The sequence below is a fragment of the Agromyces humatus genome (assembly GCF_021228295.1).
GTDB classification, from domain to species: domain Bacteria; phylum Actinomycetota; class Actinomycetes; order Actinomycetales; family Microbacteriaceae; genus Agromyces; species Agromyces humatus.
Genome location: NZ_JAJQPD010000002.1, coordinates 395,676 through 417,326, shown reverse-complemented (window position 1 = coordinate 417,326; position 21,651 = coordinate 395,676). Strand labels below are relative to the sequence as shown.

Genomic DNA, 21,651 nt, shown 5'->3' with positions numbered 1-21,651 from the left:
CGTATGCGACAGAACCCCAGCTTCACCCTCGCGAGTGACGAGGGTGTGAAGCGCCTCGTCCGCGAGCATCCGTGGGCGACGATCGTGAGTATGACCGATGCCTCGGGGCTGGTCGCCTCGCACTACCCCGTGCTGCTCGACGAAGACGCCGACGGCATCGTGCTGCTCACGCACGTCGGCAAGCCCGACGACCTCGTGCACGAACTCGGTCGACACGAGGTGCTCGTCATCGTGCAGGGGCCGCACGGGTACGTCTCGCCCGGCTGGTACGACGCGAACCCCGCCGTTCCGACGTGGAACTTCGTCACGGCACACCTGCACGGCACCCCCGAACTGCTCGACGCCGACGAGAACCTTCGCGTGCTCGAAGCGCTCGTCGACCACTTCGAAGACGCGATGCCAGAGCCGCGCCGCATGCGCGGCACCCTCGCGAACTCCGAGTACGCCGACCGCATCGCCACAGGCACAGTCGGGCTGCGCATCCCGATCACCCGATTCGTCGCGAAGAACAAGATGAGCCAGAACCGGCCCGACGAGACCGTCGACCGCATCATCGCCGAGCTCGAGGGCGCGGGGCCGTACGCCAGCCCCCCGCTCGCCGCCGAGATGCGTCGCACGCACGAGGCGCTGCGGGCGGCGCGCCGATGACGGCGGCCGGTTCGCGGCCCAGTGCGGATGCCGCGGAGCCGATGCTGCTCGTCGGTGCCCGCCTCGCCGGCGAGCAGGGGCTCTTCGACCTGCATCTCGACGGGGGCGTGGTCGCAATGATCGCGCCCTCGGGCACCGCTGCGGCGCCGTCCGTCGTCCGTCGCGTCGAGCTCGATGGCCGCTGGGTCCTTCCGGGGCTCCACGATCGCCATGTGCACTTCTCGCAGTGGGCGATGGCGTCGCGACGCCTCGATCTCGCCGGTGCCGCATCCGCGGCCGATGCCGCGGCGCTGGTCGCGGCATCCGTCGCCGCCGGTGCGACCGAGGTGATCGGGTTCGGCTATCGCGACAGTCTCTGGCCCGAGCCGGCGAGTCGTGCGGTGCTCGATGCAGTGTCGGGTGCGGTGCCGGTCGTGCTCGTCTCGGCCGACCTGCACGCGTGCTGGCTGAACTCGGCTGCGCTGCGCCGCCATGGTGTCGAGCAGGCAACCGACGCGAGCGGAGTGTTGCGCGAAGACGACTGCTTCCGACTCGTCCGAGAGATCGACGACGTCGCCGACGACGTGCTCGACGACTGGGTCGCCGAAGCCGCCGCGCGTGCAGCGGCGCGCGGGGTCGTCGGAATCACCGACTACGAGATGCGCTGGAACCGCGACGACTGGGCGCGTCGCGCGGCATCGGGCTTCAACGCACTTCGTGTGTCGTTCGGCATCTACACCCAGCACCTCGAGCGGGCGATCGCCGAAGGGCTACACACCGGCGACGAGGTGCCGTCGACCGGCGGGCTCGTCACCGTCGGCGGGTACAAGGTCATCACCGACGGCTCCCTGAACACCCGCACCGCGTGGTGCTTCGACCCGTACCCGGGGCTCGAGGGCGATGATCACCCTTACGGCCTCGCGACCGTGCCGTACGACGAGCTCCTGCCGCTCATGATCCGCGCGGCCGACGCCGGCATCACCCCGGCCGTGCACGCCATCGGCGACCAGGCGAACGCGCGAGTGCTCGACGCGTTCGAGCAGCTCGCCGCACGCCGACAGCGGGGGCGCGCCGCGAGCGTGCGCGGGTCGATCGAGCACGCCCAGCTGCTGCGGCGAACGGATGTCGCCCGCTTCGCGGACCTCGGCATCGTCGCGAGCGTGCAGCCCGAGCACGCGATGGACGATCGCGACGTCGCCGAACGCTATTGGGCCGGACGCACTGACCGCGCGTTCATGCTCGCCGAACTCACCGCGGCAGGGGTCGAGCTCGCGCTCGGCTCCGATGCACCCGTCGCCCCGCTCGACCCGTGGATCGCGATCTCGGCGGCGGTCGGGCGCTCGCGCGACGGCCGTGAGCCGTGGCACCCCGAACAGGCGATCGAGGCGCGTGCCGCGGTCGCCGCGTCGACCGGCCGTCGGGGCATCCTGCCGGTCGTCGGGGGCACGGCCGACCTGGCGGTCGTCGAACTCGACCCGCTCGCGACATCGGCCGCCGCGCTTCGCACCATGCCGGTCGCGGCGACGCTGCTCGCCGGCCGGTTCACCCACTCCTCGTCGGTCGGGTAGCGACGAAGGAGCATATCGAGACCTGGTGACGCGAGCTCGAGGGTCGGTCACCAGGTTTCGATACGGCGCTGGCGCACCCATCCGACCGGCGGCGGGGGATAACCCCCGGTGGCTTTCGGGCGCTCGCATGCTGGGGCGGGTGCGCACGAATCGTGAGGCTGGAGTCATGCTTCAGACCTCCCTACGCAGACCACGCGCGACGGTCGCCACGACGCTCGCGGCCATCGCCGCCGGCGGGCTCGTCGCCGTCGCATTCGCCGGGTGCGGCATCGTCACCCCGGGACCCGTCTCGACGATCGGCGACGTCGAGTTCGACACACCGCTCGCGATCCCGCCGCTCGCCGAATCGACGGTCGACGCCGACGGCACCCGAGTGTTCGCGCTCGACGCGCAGGCGGGAACCACCGAGTTCGAGCCGGGCGTCGCGAGCGACACCTGGGGATTCAACGGCGGCCACCTCGGCCCGACGCTCGTCGCCGATCGTGGCGAGCGGGTGCGCGTCGACGTGACGAACTCGCTCGACGAGCCGACGACCGTGCACTGGCACGGCATGCACCTGCCCGCCGAGATGGACGGCGGCCCGCACCAGATGGTCGACTCGGGCGCCGCATGGTCGCCCGAATGGGACATCGACCAGCAGGCGGCGACCCTGTGGTACCATCCGCACCCGCATGGCGAGACCGAAGACCACGTCGCCCGCGGCCTCGCCGGCATGTTCATCCTGCACGACGAGCACGAGCGCTCGCTCGGGTTGCCGGGGGAGTACGGCGTCGATGACATCCCGGTCATCGTGCAGGACTCCGGGTTCTCGGCCGACGGCGAGCAGGAGAGCAAGCAGCGCGGCTACGCCGGCGGCCTCGGCGACGAACTCATCGTCAACGGAACCCGCGGGCCGTACGTCGAGGTTTCCGACGAGCTCGTGCGGCTGCGTGTGCTCAACGCATCGACGGCGCGAACGTACGCGTTCACCTGGAGCGACGGTCGACCGGTCGAGCTGATCGCGACCGACGGTGGACTGCTCGAGGCCCCGGTTTCGCTCGACCATGTGCGGCTGTCGCCCGGCGAGCGCGCCGAGGTCCTCGTGCGGGTCACGCCCGGTGAACGCCTCGTGTTGCAGTCGACGATGACGCCCGAGATCGCCGGCCTCGTCGGCCCGGTCGCCGCGACGAACGGAGGCAGCGACGCGTTCGACGTGCTCGAAGTGCGTGCCGCCGACACGCTCGACCCGGCTGCGGTCGTGCCCGCGCAGCTCACCACGATCGCCGACTTCGACGAATCCGCGGTCGCGACGACCCGCCGGTTCGAGCTGAGCGACAGCTTCGAGATCAACGGAGCGGCGATGGACATGGGCCGCATCGATGAGACGGTCACGGTCGACACGCTCGAGCGGTGGGTCGTCGCGAACACGACGCAGGTGCCGCACAGCTTCCACGTGCACGACGTCCAGTTCCGCATCGCCACGATCGACGGGCAGGCGCCCCCACCCGAACTGGCGGGGTGGAAGGACACGATCTTCACCGAGCCCGAGACCGAATACGAACTGCTGATGCGCTTCGAGGACTACGCCGACACCGACACCCCGTACATGTACCACTGCCACCTGCTGTGGCACGAAGATCAGGGCATGATGGGCCAGTTCGCCGTCGTCGATCCCGGGCAGTCTGCCACGATGACTGGAGGAACCCACGATGAGCACTGACACGACCCTCACGCAGCCGCGCACCGACGGCCGCCCGGCGAAGCGCCGCGGCTACTGGTCGCTGTGGGCGACCGTGCCGCGCGAGTTCGCCTTCCTCATTCTCACCATGCCGATCGCGATCCTCGCCCTCGTGGTGCTGGCGTCGGCGTTCTTCACGGGTCTCGGCCTCATCGCGATCGTCGTCGGCATCTTCATCGTCGTCGCATCGCTCTACGTGGCGCGCGGCTTCGGCTCGCTCGAACTGGTTCGGCTGGAGTGGGCGGGCCGACCGGGGATCGCCAGACCCGTGTGGGAGCGCAGCGACCGCAACCAGGGCTTCTGGCGCACGATGTGGGCGCCCTTCATCGACGGCCATTACTGGCTCTACCTGCTGCACGGCATGATCATCAACCCGATCGTCAGCGTGATCTCGTGGAGCATCACGGTCGCGTGGACGTCGGTGGCGCTCGGCGGCACGACCGCTTGGATCTGGTATCGCACGATTCCCGACGGGCGCAACGACACCGACTTCTGGCTGCACGACGTCGTGATCGACTTCCTGTTCCCCGGCAACACCTGGAACATCGACCCGCTGCTCGGCGAGACGATCTTCGAGTTCGTCGTCGGCATCATCTTCCTCGCGACGCTTCCGTTCGTCTTCCGCGGGCTCACGCTGCTGCACGACGTGATCGCGCGCGGAACGCTCAGCGCGTGGCGCTCAGAGGCGCTCGAGCGCGAGGTCGCGCAACTCTCGGCATCGCGCGGTGCCGCCGTGCAGGCTGAGGACGCGTCGTTGCGCCGCCTCGAACGCGACATCCACGACGGTCCGCAGCAGCGCCTCGTGCGCCTGCAGATGGACCTCGCGACGATCGAGCGCAAGCTCGAACGCGATCCCGAGCATGCTCGCGAACTGCTCGGAGAGGCCCGAGATCAGGCACGCGAGACGCTCGACGAGTTGCGCGCGCTGTCGCGCGGGTTCGCCCCGCCGATCCTGCAGGACCGCGGCCTCGCGGTCGGCCTGCAGTCGCTCGCCACGCGAAGCCCGGTGCCGGTCACCGTAGAGGTGGATCTGCCGTCGGATGCCTCGGTGCCGGCCTCGATCGAACGCAATGCCTACTTCGTGGTCGCCGAACTGCTCACGAACGCCGCGAAGCACGCCGAGGCGCGGGGCATCCGACTCGTGGCCTCGACCCGCGACGCGGGGGCCGCCGGGCACTGGCTCGACGTCTGGGTGACCGACAACGGTCGTGGCGGCGCGACCGCGGAGCCGGGGCATGGGCTCGCCGGGCTCGCCGATCGAGTGCAGGGCCTTCGCGGCATGTTCGTGGTCGACAGCCCCGTCGGGGGGCCGACCACGATCGGCGCGCACATTCCCTACACCCCCGTCGCGGCATCCGCGCCGCCGCCGCCGTCGATCGAGTAGTGCCGACGCAGTCGACGCGTATCGAGATCCCGGGGTGGGTCTCGATGCGCTCGCTACTCGACCGGCGGGCGGCACCGCCGCCGATAGTGTGGGGGCATGACGGACGCCCCCCGCAGCCCCTTGCGCATCGTGCTCGCCGAGGATTCGATGCTGTTGCGCGAAGGGCTCGTGAGGCTCTTCGACGAGGCCGGGTTCGAGACCGTCGCCGCCTACGGTGAAGCCGATTCGCTGCTCGCGGCGCTCGACGAGACTCGGCCCGATCTCGCCGTGCTCGACGTCCGAATGCCGCCCACGTTCCGCGACGAGGGCGTGCGTGCGGCGATCGAGCTTCGTCGGCGCATGCCTTCGGTCGGAGTGCTGCTGCTCAGCCAGTATGTCGAGGGCACCTACGCCCACGAGTTGCTCTCGTCGGGCGAGGGCGGCATGGGGTACCTGCTGAAAGACCGGGTCGCATCGCTCGACGAGCTCGAGGACGCGGTCGAGCGCGTGAGCGAAGGCGGCACGGTGCTCGACCCGCAGGTCGTGCGCGAGCTGCTCTCGCGGCGCAGCGACCCCCTCACCTCGCTGACGCCGCGCGAGCGCGAGGTCATGGAGCTCATGGCCGAGGGCCGCACCAACGCCGGCATCGCGAAGCAGCTCTTCATCGGCGTCGGCGCCGTCGAGAAGAACGTCACCTCCATCTTCCAGAAGCTCGGCCTCGAAGACTCGGGCACCGATCACCGACGCGTGCTCGCCGTGCTCACCTGGCTGCAGCGCTAGCTGACGACTCGGGCCCAGGTGCATCCGCCGTCACATCGGCATCCTGCACCCGGGCCCGTGAGCCCGCCATCGCTACTTGACGGCGATGTGCGAGAAGAGGAACCAGCGATCCTTGTCGAGGCCGCGCCGGATCTCGATCGCGACGTCCTGACTCGTGGGGTCGAGTTCGGCGAGCCCGTCGATCGCGGCGTTGACCTTCTCGGTCGCGACATCGATCTGCGCGACGACCCCGGCGATCGCCTCGTCGTAGGGCAGGAACCCGAGCTTGGGGTTCTCGGCGCCGGTCTTCGACGCGACGGTCGCGAGGCGCCCGTCGATGGGAAGGCCAAGGGCCACGACGCGCTCGGCGGCGAGGTCTGACCAGCCCTGCGCATGCGCCACGACCTCGTCGAGCAATTCGTGCACGGCGATGAAGTTCGCGCCGCGAACATGCCAGTGCGCCTGCTTGCCGTTGACGGCGAGGGCGATCAGTTCGTGCACGACGGGGGTGAGGTACTGGGCGACGCCTGCGGCGACGTCGGCATTCGATCCGGTCTTCGGTGCGGTCTGGATGTCGGTCATCGTGTCAACCTTCCCTGTCTCGTTGTCGTCTTCAACGCTACGCGGATGCCCGGGTATTTCAAGGAAGGGAAGGCTCGGCTGATCCGGGGTTGACATTCGACCGCACGGATGTCCCGGCAGCGGTACATAACTGCCCCGGACTGACCCCGGTCTGATCGGTGCGGCTCAGTGCCGGCATCCGCTCTCACATGAACCCTGTGTCGCACGAACCGAGCATCCGGCGCTGCCGGACGTCGATTCGTGCGACAGGGCGCGGGTTCGCCGAAGGGGTCAGGCGGCGGCGCGCCGCGCGCCGACGAGGTCTGCGAGGGCGTCGGCCAGGGGCGTGGTCGGCCGGCCGATGAGGCGCGACAGGGTGCCGTCCGAGGCGGCAAGGTCGCCGCGCGCGATGCCCTCGTCGATGGCCGCGACGAAGCCCGCCGCGCCCTCGTCGAGGCCTGCCGCGACAAGGGACGCGACGCGCTCCTCCGGAGTCTGGTCGACGAACGCGACGTTGCGATCGAGGGCGACGGATGCCGCGTCCGCGAGCTCCGCGAACGACCACGGTGCGTCCCCACCGAGCTCGTACACCTCGCCGAGGTGACCGTCCTCGAGCAGCACGACCGCGGCGGCCTCGGCGTAGTCGCTGCGCGGGGCGGATGCGACCCGACCCGCACCGGTGGCGGCGGCGATCACGCCGCTGGACGCGGCGCCCGCGACATCCTGTGCGTAGTTCTCGGTGTACCCGCTGTTGCGGAGGATCACGGCCGGGACCGCGACTTCGGCGATGACCTCCTCGGTGGCGCGGTAGTCGGGGATCAGCACGAGCTCGCTCGTGTCGGCCTTCGGCGCGCTCGTGAAGACGAGCTTGCCGACGCCGGCCGCCTTCGCCGCCTCGATCACGTTGCGGTGCTGGGCGACGCGCTCGCCGTATTCGGTGCCCGAGACGAGCAGCATCGCGTCGACGTCCTCGAGTGCCGGCGCGATGGTCTCCGGGCGGGCGTAGTCGAGTTCGACCGTGCGGATGCCGCGGGCGGCGAGGTCCGCGATCTTGGCGGTGTCGCGCGCGGCGGCGACCACGTCGGCGGGGGCGGCGCCGCGCGCGAGCAGCGCCTCGACGACGAGGCGGCCGAGGTGTCCGGAGGCGGCGGTGACGAGGATGGTCATGGGAGTCCCTTCGATCAGTTCCGACGGCGGTCGGCTCATCGAGAGCAACAGGATGGATCACCCATACCTTCCCTCTGGGCGATACCCACGTTCGGGTAAGGCCCTCATGATGGCCTCGTCCGGCCGGGACGCCGTGGCTCGTGCGATCGCGCTGAAGGCGGCCGGGACAGAGATCGCGATCGCGACATTGGCGGGCGTATCGCGGCAGCGCCTTCTGGGAGAGGCGGAAGCGTTCACCGGTCTTGTAGTCACCGACCTGCACAAGAGCCATGCCAACAGCGAAGAAGGTGGGTCGCTGGAACTTGTGCTTCTCCAGCTTCCCATGACCGTGAAGAGCCGCGCGAAGGGCAGGCCAGGATTCGCCTTCATCTGCTCGTCCCGGCGGCTCTTGGCCTGCCCGAAGAGTGGGACCGTCTAGTGTTGGCCGGTCATTGTCTTGGCGACCTCGCGAGTCACCGATGAGACCTGACGTTCAACCCGGCGGATGCCCGTCGCCGGGTCGTGGTCCCGATACTGCAAACCGCACAGCCCCCCAAGCCCCAGGGAGCCGTTGAACAGCACGTAGAGGGAGTGTGCAGTGACGTAGCGCTGGCCCGGTCATGTGGCTTTTCAATATGGAGGGGATGACGGGAATCGAACCCGCGTAATCAGTTTGGAAGACTGAGGCTCTACCATTGAGCTACATCCCCGTGACCCGCCAGCGGGCACTGCATCATCGTAGTACACCGAAGCGACCGGGTCGTGCAGGGTGCAGGGTGCAGGGTGCAGGGTGCGGCGTGCAGCTAGCGCAACGCCACGATCGCTCCGATCGCCCCGCGAGCGAGACGCATCTGGCGCTCATAGGTCGCGGCGAGCACCACGAAGATCACTCCGGCGATGCCGAGCCAGAGCCACCACCACACGGCCTCGTAGAGCCAGGTGATCACGGGCCAGAGTTGCGCGATCGCGTGCACGAGCAGCACCCCGCCCCCGAGCAGCAGCGGCGCCTGCAGTCGCAGAACGGCGCCGACCAGCACCGCCACTGCCGACACGATTCCGAGCGCGACGATGCGCCAGAGTTCGGGGTCGGTGAAGTCGGCGATGAGCGGTGGCACGAGCAGCACCGCGAGTCCGACGCCGAGCGCCGGCCAGCTGCCGAGCTCGGGGGAGCGGCGCATGCTGATCGCGCCCCAGCCGATGAGGGCGGCCCCGGCTGATGCGGTGACGACATCGAACGGGTCGACGTTGCCGTTCGAGAGTGCGATGGCACCGCCGATCACGAGCGCACCACGCGTCGTCCATGCGAAAATCGGACCGGCGATCGGCCGAGCGGTCGTGGCGCCACCTGCGATGTGCACCGCGGCGAGCGCCGGGAACAGCACGACGGCACGCAGGTCGCTCTGCATGCCGAAGACGATGGCGATGAGTGTCGGCACTGCGGCGAGGGCGACGGAGGCCGCAACCACCACCTCGGCGACCACATCGGGCCGGGCATCGTCGCGAGCCCATGCGACGGCGACGACAACCCCCGTCGCGAGTGCGATCAGCGGCCAGAACTCGACCGGCAGCACGCTGCCCTCGACGCCCGCCGCGACGGCGCCGCCGCGCACGAGAGCCGCACCGGCCACGGCGGTCATTCCGGTGACGGTGCCGAGCAGTCGAATGGGCACGCCGCGGGCGGCGTCGGGCAGGAACATCGAGGCGAGCGCGACGACGGTGCCTGCAGCGCACAGCACGAGCGCGCGCAACTCGGAGTCCCCACTCGAAGCGACGCTCGGCAGCACGGCCACCGCGGCTGCGGAACCGAAGAGCGCGGTTCGACCGCCCGCCATCGAACCGGCAGGCGTGCGGCGCCCGGTGATGAGCCCCGCCGTCGCGGCGAGCGCGGCGGCGAGTGGCAGGGAATACGCCTCGAGGTCGTCGATGCCGTCACCGGCGAGCCACGCCCAGACCACGGCGACAACCAGCGCGAGGCTGACCCACGCGAGATGGCGCATCGGATCCGTCGATGTGAACGGGTCGCCCCGCAGGGCGGCGAGCACGATCGGCACTGGAGCGAGGATGAGGAGCACGAGCCACGGCTCGGGAGCAGCCGAGGCGGCGTATGCGAGCGCGATCACCCCGACGATGGCGACCGCGACGACCCACATGATCGACGGCGCCCGCCGAGCGCCGGGTGCCACGAAGTGGGCGAGCGCCGCCGCGAGCAGGGATGCCGAAGCGAGCCCGACGCCCACGAAATCGTCGCCGAACAGCTGCGCCCCGAGCGTGCCTGATCCGTATGCGATCGCGAGGGGCGTCGATGCAGCGAAGACGACCCGCATCACGAGCGGGTTGGAGGCGCGCATCCACCCGAATCCTGCGACGACGAGCACGACGGCCGGCACCCATCGCCACCCGGTCTCGGGTGCCGTGAGCAGCGCGGTGACGAGCGATGTCACGGTGGCGAGCAGCGCCGGCACGACGGTCGCGATGCGGTCGGTCTGGGTGCCGAGGCGCACGAACGACGCGCACGCGACGAGCAGGGCGCCTCCGGTCGCGACCCACATCCAGGTCGCGTCCCACGGCGCCGCGAGATGCACATCGGATGTCGCGAGCCATGGTACGAGCGTGGCCAGCGCGACGATCGCGAGTGCCGATGCGAGTGCGAGATGCGCCGCACCGACGCCGGCCGCGATCGCCGGAGGCCAGATGCGCCGGGCGAGGACGCGCCCCGCGACAGCGAGCGCGAGCACCGCCGCGGTCGCCCACGGCCAGACCGCAGCATCCGCGTATCCGAGGGCGAATCCCATGGCCGCGCCGACCATGCCGCCTGCCGCGAGCACCGCGACGAGGCCGGCAACCCTCGCGACGCGTGGGATCGTCGCGATGACGAGGGCCACGAGGGCGACCGCGATGACGACCAGTGCAGCTGTCCACGCGTCATCGGCGATCGCGCCGCCGATGAGTGCGCCCGCCAGCAGGAGGCCGGCCGGGAGCCCGGCGAGTCGCGGGAGGAGCCGGAGCAGTGCGAGCACGCCGGTGAGCCCGGCGGCCACGACGAAGGGTGCCGCGAGTACGGCGGGCCTGGAGTCTGCGAATTCGAGGAATTCAGGGAGCACCTCGTGTTGCCACGGAGGAACGCTCGCGGTGATCGGACGCATGAGGGCCAGGGCGCCGATGAGGAGCGCCGGAAGGGCGGCGGCGACCGCCACCGCGCCGGCGCCCGCGAGCGCGCGGACTCCATCGATGCCGACCGGTGCTGGTCGCCGGGTCGCGGCCGCAGCGACGCAGACGACCACGCCCGAGGTCAGCGGCGCGAGCCAGAGGGCGACGCCGGGTTCGAGCTCGGTGAACACGGCGACGGTCGCGGTGAGACCGGCGCTCACTCCGAGCGCCGGGGCGGCGATGGCAGCCCAGGTCGAGGCGACCGACGCGGACCGCAGCCGCGCGACGACGAGCGCCGCCGCCCACGCGACCGTGGCGCCGAGGAACGCCCACACCTGGTGCCACACGAGATCAGGCGTCGCGAAGCCGGCGGCGAAGAGCGCGATCACGCCGCCTCCGTACCCTGCGGCAGCGACGATCGCCCGTTCGGGCAGACGAGGTGCGAGGAATGCGGCGGTACCGACGAGCGAGATCGCGAGCGCGCCCGCCCAAGCGCCGGTGGCGAACTCGTTCGCCGGTGCAGCGCTGAAGACGAGGAGGAAGACCGCTGGAGGGATCAGCGCGGCCGCTGCGAACCCGGTCACCCGGATGCCGCTCACGGCGCGGGTGCCGGCAAGGAGCGCGGCGACCACGAGCAGGGCACCTCCCGCGTATGCCGCGGCATCGAGATCGTGGCTGCCGAAGAGCTCGTTCACGCGGACGATCCACACATCGAGCAGCAGCAGCACGATCGCGACCGCGGCCACGCCTTCGGCGGTGCCGGGAAGGCGCCGCGCCCTCAGCAGCCACGCGACCGCGAGCACGAGCACGCTCGCAGCTGCGATGATCACCGAGCGCACCTCGAGGCTCGCGACGAGGTAGGCGACGAAGAGGAACACGATGGCGGTGATCGAGATGAGCACGACGCCGAGCGTGAGCAGCAGTACCTGCACGCCCGATTGCCGGCTGCGGACCGGCGGGGGCGGCACATCGCCGACGTTCGACGGGGGCGATGGGACATCCGCAATCGTGTTCCGATCAGCGTGCGCGGCTCGAGGGTCCGGCGTGATCGGCGGCTCAGGTGCGGCCGGCGGAACGGTGACCTCGATCGACGCAGCAGCCGAGATGACAGGCGCGGCCGCGAGCGGCTGCGACCGCGCAGCCTGCGCCACGCGCATCTGCGTGATCACCTGCTGCCGATTCAGCTCCTCGTCATGCAGCCGCCTGCCGATCGCGAGCAGGTCGGATGCCGCAGGAACCGCGAGATCGAGGTCGCATCGCGAGCAGCGGGTCGTGGTCAGCGGCGCGAAGCATGCCGGGCAGAGCGTCGTGTCGACGAGCTGGACGGGAGAGGCCGGCCAGCGGCGCAGATCCTGCGGTGCAGTCGTGGGACTGTCGGTCATGCGCACACTCTGCCACGCGTGCGATTCGAGAGGGCGTGCTCTCCACAGGGCGCGCCGTCGGGCGGCCGCGCAGCCACGCCGTCGCCGCGTGCAGTAGACTTTCGGGGGTCCACCCGTCTGACGTGTGCTTCGGCATGCCCGCGGGTGAATCGACGAGTTGAGTCGGCGACTCGGGGCGTAGCTCAGCTTGGTAGAGCGCCCGCTTTGGGAGCGGGAGGTCGCAGGTTCGAATCCTGTCGCCCCGACGAGTTGCACGACTCGACACGAACTTCCACACAATCAGGAGATCTTCCACATGCCGACCACTTCGGTTGAGAAGCTGAGCCCGACGCGCGCCAAGCTCACCATCTCGGTGACGCCCGAGGAGCTGAAGCCCAGCATCACCCACGCCTACAGCCACATCGCCGAGCAGGTCAACGTGCCCGGCTTCCGCAAGGGCAAGGTGCCGCCGCCCATCATCGACCAGCGTGTCGGCAAGGCCGCAGTGCTCGAGCACGCCGTCAACGAGGGCCTCGACGGGTTCTTCCGCGCCGCGGTCGCCGAGCACGAGCTCCGCCCGCTCGGCAAGCCCGAGGCCGACATCGTCGAGTGGCCCAGTGAGAAGGACTTCTCGGGCGACCTGCTGCTGGCCATCGAGGTCGACGTGCGCCCCGACATCGAGCTGCCCGACTACGACGGCCTCGAGCTGACCGTCGACTCGGTCGAGATCGGCGACGACGAGGTCGGCGAAGAGCTCGATCGCCTGCGCAGCCGGTTCGGCACGCTCATCACGGTCGACCGCCCGGCGAAGACCGGAGACTTCGTGACCCTCGACCTCGTCGCCGTCATCGACGGCACCGAAGTCGACACCGCGAGCGGAATCTCCTACGAGCTCGGCTCGGGCGAGCTGCTCGAGGGCATCGACGAGGCGCTCGACACGCTCTCGGCCGACGAGACCACGACCTTCGCCTCCAAGCTGCTCGGCGGCGATCACGAGGGCGAGACCGCCGAGATCACCGTCACCGTGACCGCGGTCAAGGAGCGCGAACTCCCCGAGGCCGACGACGACTTCGCACAGATCGCGAGCGAGTTCGACACGCTCGCCGAGCTGACCGACAGCCTCAAGCAGCAGGTCGCCCGCAACAAGTCGTTCGGACAGGGCAGCCAGGCCCGCGACCTCCTCGTCGACAAGCTCCTCGAACTCGCCGACGTACCCGTCGCGCAGAGCGTCATCGACGACGAGGTGCACCGTCACCTCGAGAGCGAAGGCCGACTCGAGGACGACGAGCACCGCGCCGAGGTCACCGAGGCGAGCGAGAAGGCGTTCAAGACGCAGATCGTGCTCGACTCCATCGCCGAGGCCGAGAAGGTGCAGGTCAGTCAAGACGAGCTGACCCAGTACCTCGTGCAGGGTGCGGCTCAGTACGGCATGGACCCCAACGAGTTCGTGCAGATCCTCAGCCAGCAGGGCCAGATCCCCGCCATGGTCGGCGAGGTCGCGCGCAACAAGGCGCTTGCGATCGCGCTCGGCAAGGCGAAGGTCACCGACGCCGAGGGCAATTCGATCGACCTCAGCGAGTTCACCGCCGTCGCCGAGGCCGAGGCCGAAGCCGAGGCAGAGGTCGTCGACGAGGCCGAAGAAATCGTCGAAGACGCCGAGGCCGCTGAGAAGCCGGCGCCGAAGAAGCGCGCGCCGAAGAAGGCTGCCGATGCGGCCGCCGCCGAGAAGCCTGCGCCGAAGAAGCGCGCAACCAAGAAGGCTGACGCCGAGTAGGGTCTCGATTCGCGTCGCGCAGCGCGCGCCGGAAGTCGACCGACGGAAGGACCGGACGATTCGTCCGGTCCTTCCGCGTCCGTGGAGGAGGTTCCATGTCCGAGTGGCAGACGCAGGTCGACGCGATCTGGGCGAGTGCCGACGAACTCGGCGACGCCGAGGTGATCCGACGCATCGACGCGCTCGCCGCCCAGCGGCCAGAGCACGATCCGGTCGCACTCTTCGAGCGGGCCGGCGCACGTGACTCGGCGGGCCTCGAGACCGAGGCAGAACCGCTCTACAGGGCGGCGATCGCGAACGGGCTCACCGGCGCCGAACGTGTGCAGGCGCACATCCAGCTCGCGTCGACGATCCGCAACCTGGGCCGGCCGCTCGAATCGATCGCGCTGCTCGACGCGATCGAACCCGAGGCCGAGGAGCTGCATGACGCTGTCGTGGCCTTCCGAGCGCTCGCGCTCGTCGATGCGGGCGATGCCCGGCGTGCGGCATCCGACGCCCTCACCGCCCTCGCCGCGCACCTGCCGCGGTATCGCAGATCGCTCGCCGCGTATGCCGAAGCGCTGACGGCATCCGCCTAGGGCGAACAGCCCCGTTCGCGTGCGTTGCAACGGATAGATTCGAGTGAACGCGACAACGAAACGGAGCGACACATGGCCGAAGCGACACCCAGCCCCGGTGTTTTCGATCGACTGCTGAAGGACCGCATCATCTGGCTGGGGTCCGAGGTGCGTGACGACAACGCCAACGAGATCGCGGCGAAGCTGTTGCTGCTCGCCGCTGAAGACGCGAAGAAGGACATCTTCCTCTACGTCAACTCTCCTGGCGGGTCGATCACCGCAGGCATGGCGATCTACGACACGATGCAGTTCGTGCCGAACGACATCGTCACCGTCGGCATCGGCATGGCCGCATCGATGGGACAACTTCTCCTCACCGCGGGCACCAAGGGCAAGCGCTACATCACCCCCAACGCACGCGTGCTGCTCCACCAGCCGCACGGCGGCTTCGGCGGCACCGCGAGCGACATCCAGACGCAGGCGCAGCTCATCCTCGACATGAAGAAGCGCCTCGCCGAGATCACCGCGGCGCAGACCGGCAAGTCGGTCGAGCAGATCAACCGCGACGGCGACCGCGACCGCTGGTTCAATGCGCAAGAGGCGCTCGAGTACGGGTTCGTCGACCACATCCGCGAATCGGCACTCGACGTGGCCGGCGGCGGCGGAACCGACCAGGCGTAGGCACCCGAGAGAAGAGAGAACGAGCGAATGAACATCCCTGCTTTCGGCGGCACCGCCTTCAACGGCGTCCAGGCCCCGGGCTCGCGCTACATCCTGCCGAGCTTCGAAGAGCGAACGGCCTACGGGTACAAGCGGCAAGACCCCTATGCGAAGCTCTTCGAAGACCGCATCATCTTCCTCGGCGTGCAGGTCGACGACGCGTCGGCCGACGACATCATGGCGCAGTTGCTCGTGCTCGAGTCGATGGACCCCGACCGCGACATCATCCTCTACATCAACTCGCCCGGTGGCTCGTTCACCGCGATGACCGCGATCTACGACACGATGCAGTACATCCGTCCCCAGATCCAGACGGTCGTGCTCGGACAGGCGGCCTCGGCCGCGGCGGTCATCGCCTCGGCAGGCACGCCCGGCAAGCGTCTGGCGTTGCCGAACGCCCGCGTGTTGATCCACCAGCCGGCGATGGGCGAGGCGGGCCACGGCCAGGCCAGCGACATCGAGATCCAGGCTGCAGAGATCCTGCGCATGCGCTCGTGGCTCGAAGAGACGCTCTCGCGTCACTCGAACCGCACGCAGGAGCAGGTCAACGCCGACATCGACCGCGACAAGATCCTCTCGGCCCAAGAGGCGCTCGAGTACGGCCTCATCGATCAGGTGCTCACGTCACGCAAGAGCCTCCCGGCGATCGCGCGCTAGCGTCGCGGCGTGCGAAATGCGGCGGATGTCGCGGCTGAACCCCAGCCTGCGACATCCGCCGCATTTCGTCTGCGTACGGATGTCCCGTGCGCGGCGTTGCGCGTCGTCAGCGCGCCGGTTCGCGACCGGCGAACTCGGCAGCGTGTCGATTCCACAGCCTTACCCGCCAACCGGCCGATCTCGGGCTAGGCTCGGAACAGGCTCGTCGAGATGGAGGCACTGATGGCACGCATCGGGGAAAGCGCCGATCTGCTCAAGTGCTCCTTCTGCGGAAAGAGCCAGAAGCAGGTTCAGCAGCTCATCGCCGGCCCTGGCGTCTACATCTGCGACGAGTGCGTCGAGCTCTGCAACGAGATCATCGAAGAGCGACTCGCCGAGGCGGGCGAGACCGAGTCGGGCGAGTTCGAACTGCCCAAGCCGAAAGAGATCTTCGCGTTCCTCGAGGAGTACGTCATCGGCCAGGAGGCCGCGAAGAAGGCGCTCGCCGTCGCGGTCTACAACCACTACAAGCGGGTTCGCGCCCGCACCACCCTCACGACCGCCGACCGCGCACATGACGACGTCGAGATCGCCAAGTCGAACATCCTGCTCATCGGGCCCACAGGCTGCGGCAAGACCTACCTCGCGCAAACGCTTGCGAAGCAGTTGAACGTGCCGTTCGCCGTCGCCGACGCGACCGCGCTCACCGAGGCCGGCTACGTCGGCGAAGACGTCGAGAACATCCTCCTGAAGCTCATCCAGGCAGCTGACTACGACGTGAAGCGTGCCGAGACCGGCATCATCTACATCGACGAGATCGACAAGATCGCGCGCAAGGCCGAGAATCCGTCGATCACGAGGGATGTCTCGGGCGAGGGCGTGCAACAGGCGCTCCTCAAGATCCTCGAGGGCACGGTCGCGTCGGTGCCCCCGCAGGGTGGGCGAAAGCACCCGCATCAGGAGTTCATCCAGATCGACACGACGAACGTGCTGTTCATCGTGGCCGGCGCATTCGCCGGGCTCGAAGACATCATCTCCTCGCGCGCGGGCAAGCGTGGCATCGGCTTCGGCGCTCCCCTGCACAACAAGGAGGACGAAGCCGAGATCTTCAGCGAGGTGCTTCCCGAAGACCTGCACAAGTTCGGGCTCATTCCCGAGTTCATCGGCCGCCTTCCCGTCGTGGCGACGGTAGCGCCGCTCGACCGCGACGCGCTCATGGAGATCCTGACGGTGCCGAAGAACGCGCTCGTCAGGCAGTACCAGCGCATGTTCGAGCTCGACGGCGTCGAACTCGACTTCGAAGAGCCGGCCCTCGAGGCCATCGCCGATCTTGCGGTTCTTCGGCAGACCGGTGCTCGCGGCCTCCGCGCCATCATGGAAGAGGTGCTGGGCCCGATCATGTTCGAGGTGCCGTCGACCACCGGTGTCGCGCGCGTCGTCGTCACCAGGGCCGCGGTGCTCGACAACGCCGCGCCGACCATCGTGCCGCACAAGCAGCGTCGGGCTGAGAAGTCGGCGTAGGGCGGCGGCGCTGTCGCAGCGGCCGGCGCGCGACCTCACGAGGCGCGTCAGGCTCCTCGCTTGGCCACCCCGGTCGGGGTGACGGGGCAGTCAGGCCAGGTCGTCGTCGGTGCGGGCACCGAACACGATCTCGTCCCAGCTAGGCATCGAGGCCCGGCCCTTCTTCGCGTTGCGGTTGCCGGTCGGCCCGCTGGATGTCTTGCCCCAGATGCTCCGTGCGCCGGTGCCCGGCTTCTCGTCGGCAGCCGCAGCTTCGATCGGCAGCTGCGGCTGGGGCGCCTCGGTGGCAGCCTGCGTCGCGGGCGGAGCCGGCTTGGCGGTCGGGTGCGGCTGCACCGGCGTCAACTCGGCATCGCCACCCGCGGCCTCGCGTTCGCCGCGTCGGCGACGCAGCGCCTCGAGCAGGTCGGCGGTCTCGCCGAGCGACTGCCTGGGCTCATCGGCCCGTTTGATCGCGGCGCGCGCTGCGGCAGGACTCGAGGTCTGCGGAGTTCGGGCATAGGGGAGGGGTTCGAGATGAGGTGCCGTGTCGGCGTCGCTCTGTTCGTGCTCATCGAAGGTGAACGCGCCACTGTCGAATCGCGACTCGTCGGAATCGGGGCTCACCGCCCGCAGGCGTGGGATGAGGCCACCCTTCAGTTCGCCCTGCTGTGAAAGCGTGATCGCCTCGGAGTTGAGCGGCTGCAACGACTGTTTGCGTGGTTCGAAGCTCCAGCGTGCGTCGTGGTCGATCGTGTCGGCGGTGAACTCGAGCTTGACGACCCAGCCGCGTTCCTCGTCCTTCCAACTCGCCCATCGTTCGCCCTCGGCGCCGAGCTTCGCGAGACGTTCCCGGAGGACTCCGCCGAACGATGCCGGTTCGTCGGCGGGTTCGCCCTCGAGCGTTGCGTTGACCGGCACGGCCAGGGCGCTGGTCACGACGTGTTCGCGTTCGGCGAGCACCGGCCCCTCGAACCGGCGAATGTACTCGACCGCGGCGCCGGTGATCTCGGCGACCTCTTCAGCCGACAGACCCGAGCGGATGTGCGCCTGGATCTCACGAGGCGACGGTTTCGGGCCGGTGTGCTGTTCGGGCTGAGCCTGCCGGATCCGCGACTGGAGCACTTCGTCGATCTCGATCCGGAAGCGTGCGCCATCGTCGGAGGCGGCGAGCAACGCGCCGTTCTCGACGCCGATTACCTTCAGTTCCTGCATGGGACAAGCCCTTCCGTGCCTTCGTCTCCGCCCAAGGATGCCACGAGGCGAGCAGAGCCGGCGGGAATAGCCCGGGCGCGGCGGAAGTTGAGGAGGTAGCAGCGGGAACACCCGCGTAAAACGGTTTGCTTCGGGAACCGATTTGATGCAGACTATGCCCGCCGAATCTCCGGCGCTGAAGAAATGGATGGGAATGGCAACGGATTACGACGCACCGCGGAAGACCGACGACGACTCGGAGTCGATCGAGGCCCTCAAGGAGCGCGTCCCCGACAAGATGTCGGGCGTGGTAGACGTCGAAGACGCCGACAACCCCGGAGGCTTCGACCTCTCGGGTGCCGACCTCTCCGACGTCGAGCTCGACGTCGTGGTGCTGCCCCCGCAGGCCGACGAGTTCACGTGTGTGAACTGCTTCCTGGTGAAGCACCGGTCGCAGATCGACCACGAGACGAAGCTCGGACCGATCTGCCTGGAGTGTGCGGCTTAGGCGCCCGACTCCTGCACGTCAGGCCGTCGCGATCTGTTGATCGCGGCGGCCAGTTCTTTCGGTCGACGCGTCGAGACCAGCCAGTACGGGGTGGGATCGGCGGCGTCGACGACCGGAATCCGCACGACCGGCTTGATCCAGCCGCGGATGACGAGGAACGCGCGAGCGTCGAGACCCGTTCCCCGTTCGACGCGGGCCTGCTCCTCATCGGCCGGCACCGCCTCGCCGACGACGGTGAGTGCGATCTCCGCGCGGCCGGCCCGCAGCCGTCCGCCCTGCACCTCGATCAACGGCGCGGTCATCGCCAGTGAACCGACGAGCGCGAGGTAGAGCACGACTCCGGTCACGATTCCGGCGGGCATCGAGACGGGGGCGAGCACGAGGATGCTCGCGGGGATCAGCAGCAGGGTGGCGACGTAGATCCTCGGTGTCGGCCAGAGTCGCTCGCGGTAGTCGGGCATGGCTCTATCCCACCAGACTTCTGCACTACCCTCGAACAGTGACCGATTCCGTCGACGTGCTGATCACCGCCGAGCGCGTTCCGTCGTATGCCCACGCGGGCGACGCGGGCGCCGATCTCCATGCTTCCGAGTCCGTCGTGCTCGCCCCAGGCGAGCGCGCCGCGGTCGGCACCGGGGTCGCGATCGCCCTGCCCGACGGTTATGTCGCATTCGTCGTGCCGCGGTCGGGTCTCGCCTTCAGGCACGGCATCACGATCGTGAACGCGCCGGGCACCGTCGACGCGGGCTACCGCGGCGAGATCAAGGTCTCGCTGCTCAACACCGACGCGAGCGAGCCGTACACGATCGAGGCGGGCGATCGCATCGCGCAGCTCGTCGTGATGCCGGTGACGCGGGCACGATTCATCGAGGTCGAGCAACTGCCCGGCAGCATGCGTGGCGACGGTGGGTTCGGCTCCACGGGATTCGGGGAGCACAAGTCAGGAGTGAACGCGTGAGCGACATCGAGAACACCGGCGGAACGCCCGCCGAGCAGCCCAAGTCCGCCCCAGACGACCGAGCGTCGGCGGGGCCGTTCGACGAATCCGAGGCCAACCCGGTCCGTCCCTACGTCGACCTCGGCGGCGTGAAGGTCCTTCCGCGCGAGGGTCTGCACCTTCGCCTCGAGGTCGAAGAGGGCACGAAGCGCGTGGTCGCGATCGGCCTCGACTACGCGAACTCGACGCTGCAGGTGCAGCCGTTCGCCGCGCCGCGCTCGAGCGGGCTCTGGCACGAGATCCGCGCCCAGATCGCCGACCAGATCGCGCGTCAGGGCGGCACCACCACCGTGCGCGAGGGCGCGTTCGGCCCCGAGCTGCTCGCCCAGATCCCGGTCGCCGCCGCCGAGGGCCAGGCCGGTCAGATGCGGCTCGCCCGCTTCATCGGCGTCGACGGTCCTCGCTGGTTCCTTCGCGGTGTCATCGCGGGCGAGGCTGCGGTCGACCCGGCATCCGCGGCGCTCGTCGAAGACCTGTTCCGTTCGATCGTCGTGGTGCGCGGCTCGACGCCGATGCCGCCGCGCGACCTGATCCCGCTTCGCATGCCCGCGTCGTCCACCGGCGCGCCGACCGTTCCGTGACGATGAGCGATTCCGCGAGCACACCCGGCTCCGAGCACGACGACGAGCGAGCGGATGCCTCGGCGCCGAGCTCGCCCGAGACGTCGGAGTTCGGCCGCCAGTTCGCCGCTGCCGCAGAGAAGAGCGGTCTCGGCGCGCTCGCGCGCGACGAGAAGCTGAGCGGCCGCGATCTGCTCGTGGCCGTCGGGGGAGTGCGCGGCATCCTCGAGGCGCTGCTGCCCGGCCTCGTGTTCCTCGTCGTGTACAGCTCACTCACGAGCTTCGGAGGTCAAGACCCGCAGGCGGCGCTGTTCCCCGCCCTCGGGGCATCCGTCGGCCTCGCAGTGCTGTTCACGGCCGTTCGAATCGCGACCAAGGGGCAACCCACGCAGGCGATCGCCGGCCTGATCGGGGTCATCGCCTCGGCAGCGCTCGCACTGTGGACCGGTGACGCCCGCGACAACTACGTCCTCGGGTTCTTCACGAACGCGGCATACGCGCTCGCCCTCATCATCTCGCTGCTCGTGCGCTGGCCGGCGATCGGGCTCATCGTCGGGTTCCTCATGGGCGACGGCGTGGCGTGGAAGCAGGATCGCCGCAAGTACCGTGCCGCGCAGTTCCTCACGCTCGTGTGGATCGGGCTCTTCGCGGGCCGCCTGCTGGTGCAGGTTCCGCTCTACCTCGTCGACAACGTCGAGGCGCTCGGCGCCACCAGGCTGCTCATGGGCGTGCCGCTCTACGCGCTCGTGCTCGTGTTCTCGTGGCTCGTCGTGCGTGCCGTCTACCCGTCGGCGACCCGTTCCGCGGAGTGATACAGTTATCTCGACGTCAAGATAAATTCGCACGCCGTGCGAATCCTGTCGGCGGGCGAACGGCTTAGGTTACCCTTGCTGGATCAGCCCCACGGCCGACAGGGAAGATGGAGTGTCGACCGCGTGTTCGGCGGCATCCGCGAA

20 protein-coding genes and 2 tRNA genes are annotated in these 21,651 nt (G+C 69.3%); 16 read left to right on the top strand and 6 right to left on the bottom strand.

Translation table 11 applies throughout. The features are described from left to right. Window positions 1-3: 3 nt before the first annotated feature. From LSF15_RS04605 to LSF15_RS04585, 5 genes are all read left to right on the top strand, one after another. Window positions 4-648, top strand: a complete 645-nt coding sequence (locus tag LSF15_RS04605) for an FMN-binding negative transcriptional regulator (RefSeq protein ID WP_232497338.1) — start codon at window positions 4-6, stop codon at window positions 646-648. Then, window positions 645-2,195 (top strand): amidohydrolase, encoded by a 1,551-nt coding sequence (locus LSF15_RS04600; protein ID WP_232497337.1) that lies wholly within the window; start codon window positions 645-647, stop codon window positions 2,193-2,195. Before LSF15_RS04605 ends, LSF15_RS04600 begins: the two co-directional genes overlap by 4 nt. 166 nt (window positions 2,196-2,361) lie before the next feature. After that, entirely contained in the window at window positions 2,362-3,894 is a 1,533-nt protein-coding gene (locus LSF15_RS04595) for a multicopper oxidase family protein (protein WP_232497336.1), read from the top strand. Next, the gene (locus LSF15_RS04590; protein WP_232497335.1) at window positions 3,884-5,296 is read left to right on the top strand and encodes a sensor histidine kinase; all 1,413 of its coding nucleotides are present in this window, start codon (window positions 3,884-3,886) and stop codon (window positions 5,294-5,296) included. The genes LSF15_RS04595 and LSF15_RS04590 overlap by 11 nt, the downstream gene beginning before the upstream one ends. A gap of 96 nt (window positions 5,297-5,392) precedes the next feature. After that, complete coding sequence (locus LSF15_RS04585) at window positions 5,393-6,055, top strand: response regulator transcription factor (protein ID WP_232497334.1); 663 nt, start codon at window positions 5,393-5,395, stop codon at window positions 6,053-6,055. Between the two features lie 72 nt (window positions 6,056-6,127). Here the strand turns inward: LSF15_RS04585 and LSF15_RS04580 are convergent, their stop codons facing one another. Then, complete coding sequence (locus LSF15_RS04580) at window positions 6,128-6,616, bottom strand: Dps family protein (RefSeq protein WP_232497333.1); 489 nt, start codon at window positions 6,614-6,616, stop codon at window positions 6,128-6,130. 270 nt (window positions 6,617-6,886) lie between these two features. After that, window positions 6,887-7,762, bottom strand: coding sequence for an SDR family oxidoreductase (locus tag LSF15_RS04575; RefSeq protein WP_232497332.1), 876 nt, complete (start codon window positions 7,760-7,762; stop codon window positions 6,887-6,889). Here LSF15_RS04575 and LSF15_RS04570 point away from each other — a divergent pair. Then, window positions 7,761-8,180: a hypothetical protein gene (locus tag LSF15_RS04570; protein WP_232497331.1), complete on the top strand. Its 420-nt coding sequence runs from the start codon at window positions 7,761-7,763 to the stop codon at window positions 8,178-8,180. The genes LSF15_RS04575 and LSF15_RS04570 overlap by 2 nt on opposite strands. Before the next feature lie 197 nt (window positions 8,181-8,377). Here the strand turns inward: LSF15_RS04570 and LSF15_RS04565 are convergent. Both LSF15_RS04565 and LSF15_RS04560 read right to left on the bottom strand, forming a co-directional pair. Beyond that, window positions 8,378-8,451, bottom strand: a tRNA-Gly gene (locus LSF15_RS04565). Between the two features lie 93 nt (window positions 8,452-8,544). Beyond that, complete coding sequence (locus LSF15_RS04560) at window positions 8,545-12,270, bottom strand: SCO7613 C-terminal domain-containing membrane protein (protein ID WP_232497330.1); 3,726 nt, start codon at window positions 12,268-12,270, stop codon at window positions 8,545-8,547. Window positions 12,271-12,441: 171 nt separating this feature from the next. On the opposite strand from LSF15_RS04560, the gene LSF15_RS04555 reads away from it, so the two are divergent. The 6 genes from LSF15_RS04555 to clpX all read left to right on the top strand — a co-directional run bounded on the left by LSF15_RS04555 (window position 12,442) and on the right by clpX (window position 17,457). Beyond that, window positions 12,442-12,515 (top strand) — tRNA-Pro (locus LSF15_RS04555). 50 nt (window positions 12,516-12,565) lie between these two features. After that, entirely contained in the window at window positions 12,566-14,023 is a 1,458-nt protein-coding gene (gene tig / locus LSF15_RS04550; RefSeq protein ID WP_232497329.1) for a trigger factor, read from the top strand. A 95-nt stretch (window positions 14,024-14,118) separates the two neighbouring features. Beyond that, window positions 14,119-14,601 (top strand): tetratricopeptide repeat protein, encoded by a 483-nt coding sequence (locus LSF15_RS04545; RefSeq protein ID WP_232497328.1) that lies wholly within the window; start codon window positions 14,119-14,121, stop codon window positions 14,599-14,601. A 33-nt stretch (window positions 14,602-14,634) separates the two neighbouring features. Next, complete coding sequence (locus tag LSF15_RS04540) at window positions 14,635-15,261, top strand: ATP-dependent Clp protease proteolytic subunit (RefSeq protein ID WP_308188428.1); 627 nt, start codon at window positions 14,635-14,637, stop codon at window positions 15,259-15,261. A 27-nt stretch (window positions 15,262-15,288) separates the two neighbouring features. Beyond that, on the top strand, window positions 15,289-15,957 hold the full coding sequence (locus LSF15_RS04535; protein ID WP_232497326.1) for an ATP-dependent Clp protease proteolytic subunit: 669 nt from the start codon (window positions 15,289-15,291) through the stop codon (window positions 15,955-15,957). A 222-nt stretch (window positions 15,958-16,179) separates the two neighbouring features. Then, entirely contained in the window at window positions 16,180-17,457 is a 1,278-nt protein-coding gene (clpX, locus tag LSF15_RS04530; RefSeq protein ID WP_232497325.1) for an ATP-dependent Clp protease ATP-binding subunit ClpX, read from the top strand. A gap of 90 nt (window positions 17,458-17,547) precedes the next feature. On the opposite strand, the gene sepH is transcribed toward clpX, so the two are convergent. After that, the gene (gene sepH, locus LSF15_RS04525) at window positions 17,548-18,651 is read right to left on the bottom strand and encodes a septation protein SepH (RefSeq protein WP_232497324.1); all 1,104 of its coding nucleotides are present in this window, start codon (window positions 18,649-18,651) and stop codon (window positions 17,548-17,550) included. 193 nt (window positions 18,652-18,844) lie between these two features. Between sepH and LSF15_RS04520 the strand changes: the two genes are divergently transcribed. Continuing rightward, window positions 18,845-19,138 (top strand): DUF4193 domain-containing protein, encoded by a 294-nt coding sequence (locus LSF15_RS04520; protein ID WP_231046818.1) that lies wholly within the window; start codon window positions 18,845-18,847, stop codon window positions 19,136-19,138. Here LSF15_RS04520 and LSF15_RS04515 read toward each other — a convergent pair. Continuing rightward, a complete protein-coding gene (locus tag LSF15_RS04515) occupies window positions 19,135-19,599 on the bottom strand; it encodes a DUF3093 domain-containing protein (protein WP_232497323.1) in 465 nt (154 codons plus the stop codon). The genes LSF15_RS04520 and LSF15_RS04515 overlap by 4 nt on opposite strands. Before the next feature lie 38 nt (window positions 19,600-19,637). Between LSF15_RS04515 and dut the strand changes: the two genes are divergently transcribed. The 3 genes from dut to LSF15_RS04500 are packed head-to-tail and all read left to right on the top strand — an operon-like array spanning window position 19,638 to window position 21,507. Beyond that, a complete protein-coding gene (gene dut, locus LSF15_RS04510) occupies window positions 19,638-20,096 on the top strand; it encodes a dUTP diphosphatase (RefSeq protein ID WP_232497322.1) in 459 nt (152 codons plus the stop codon). Next, window positions 20,093-20,716 (top strand): DUF3710 domain-containing protein, encoded by a 624-nt coding sequence (locus LSF15_RS04505; protein WP_232497321.1) that lies wholly within the window; start codon window positions 20,093-20,095, stop codon window positions 20,714-20,716. Before dut ends, LSF15_RS04505 begins: the two co-directional genes overlap by 4 nt. A gap of 2 nt (window positions 20,717-20,718) precedes the next feature. Beyond that, complete coding sequence (locus LSF15_RS04500) at window positions 20,719-21,507, top strand: DUF3159 domain-containing protein (protein ID WP_232497320.1); 789 nt, start codon at window positions 20,719-20,721, stop codon at window positions 21,505-21,507. Window positions 21,508-21,651 lie beyond the last annotated feature (144 nt).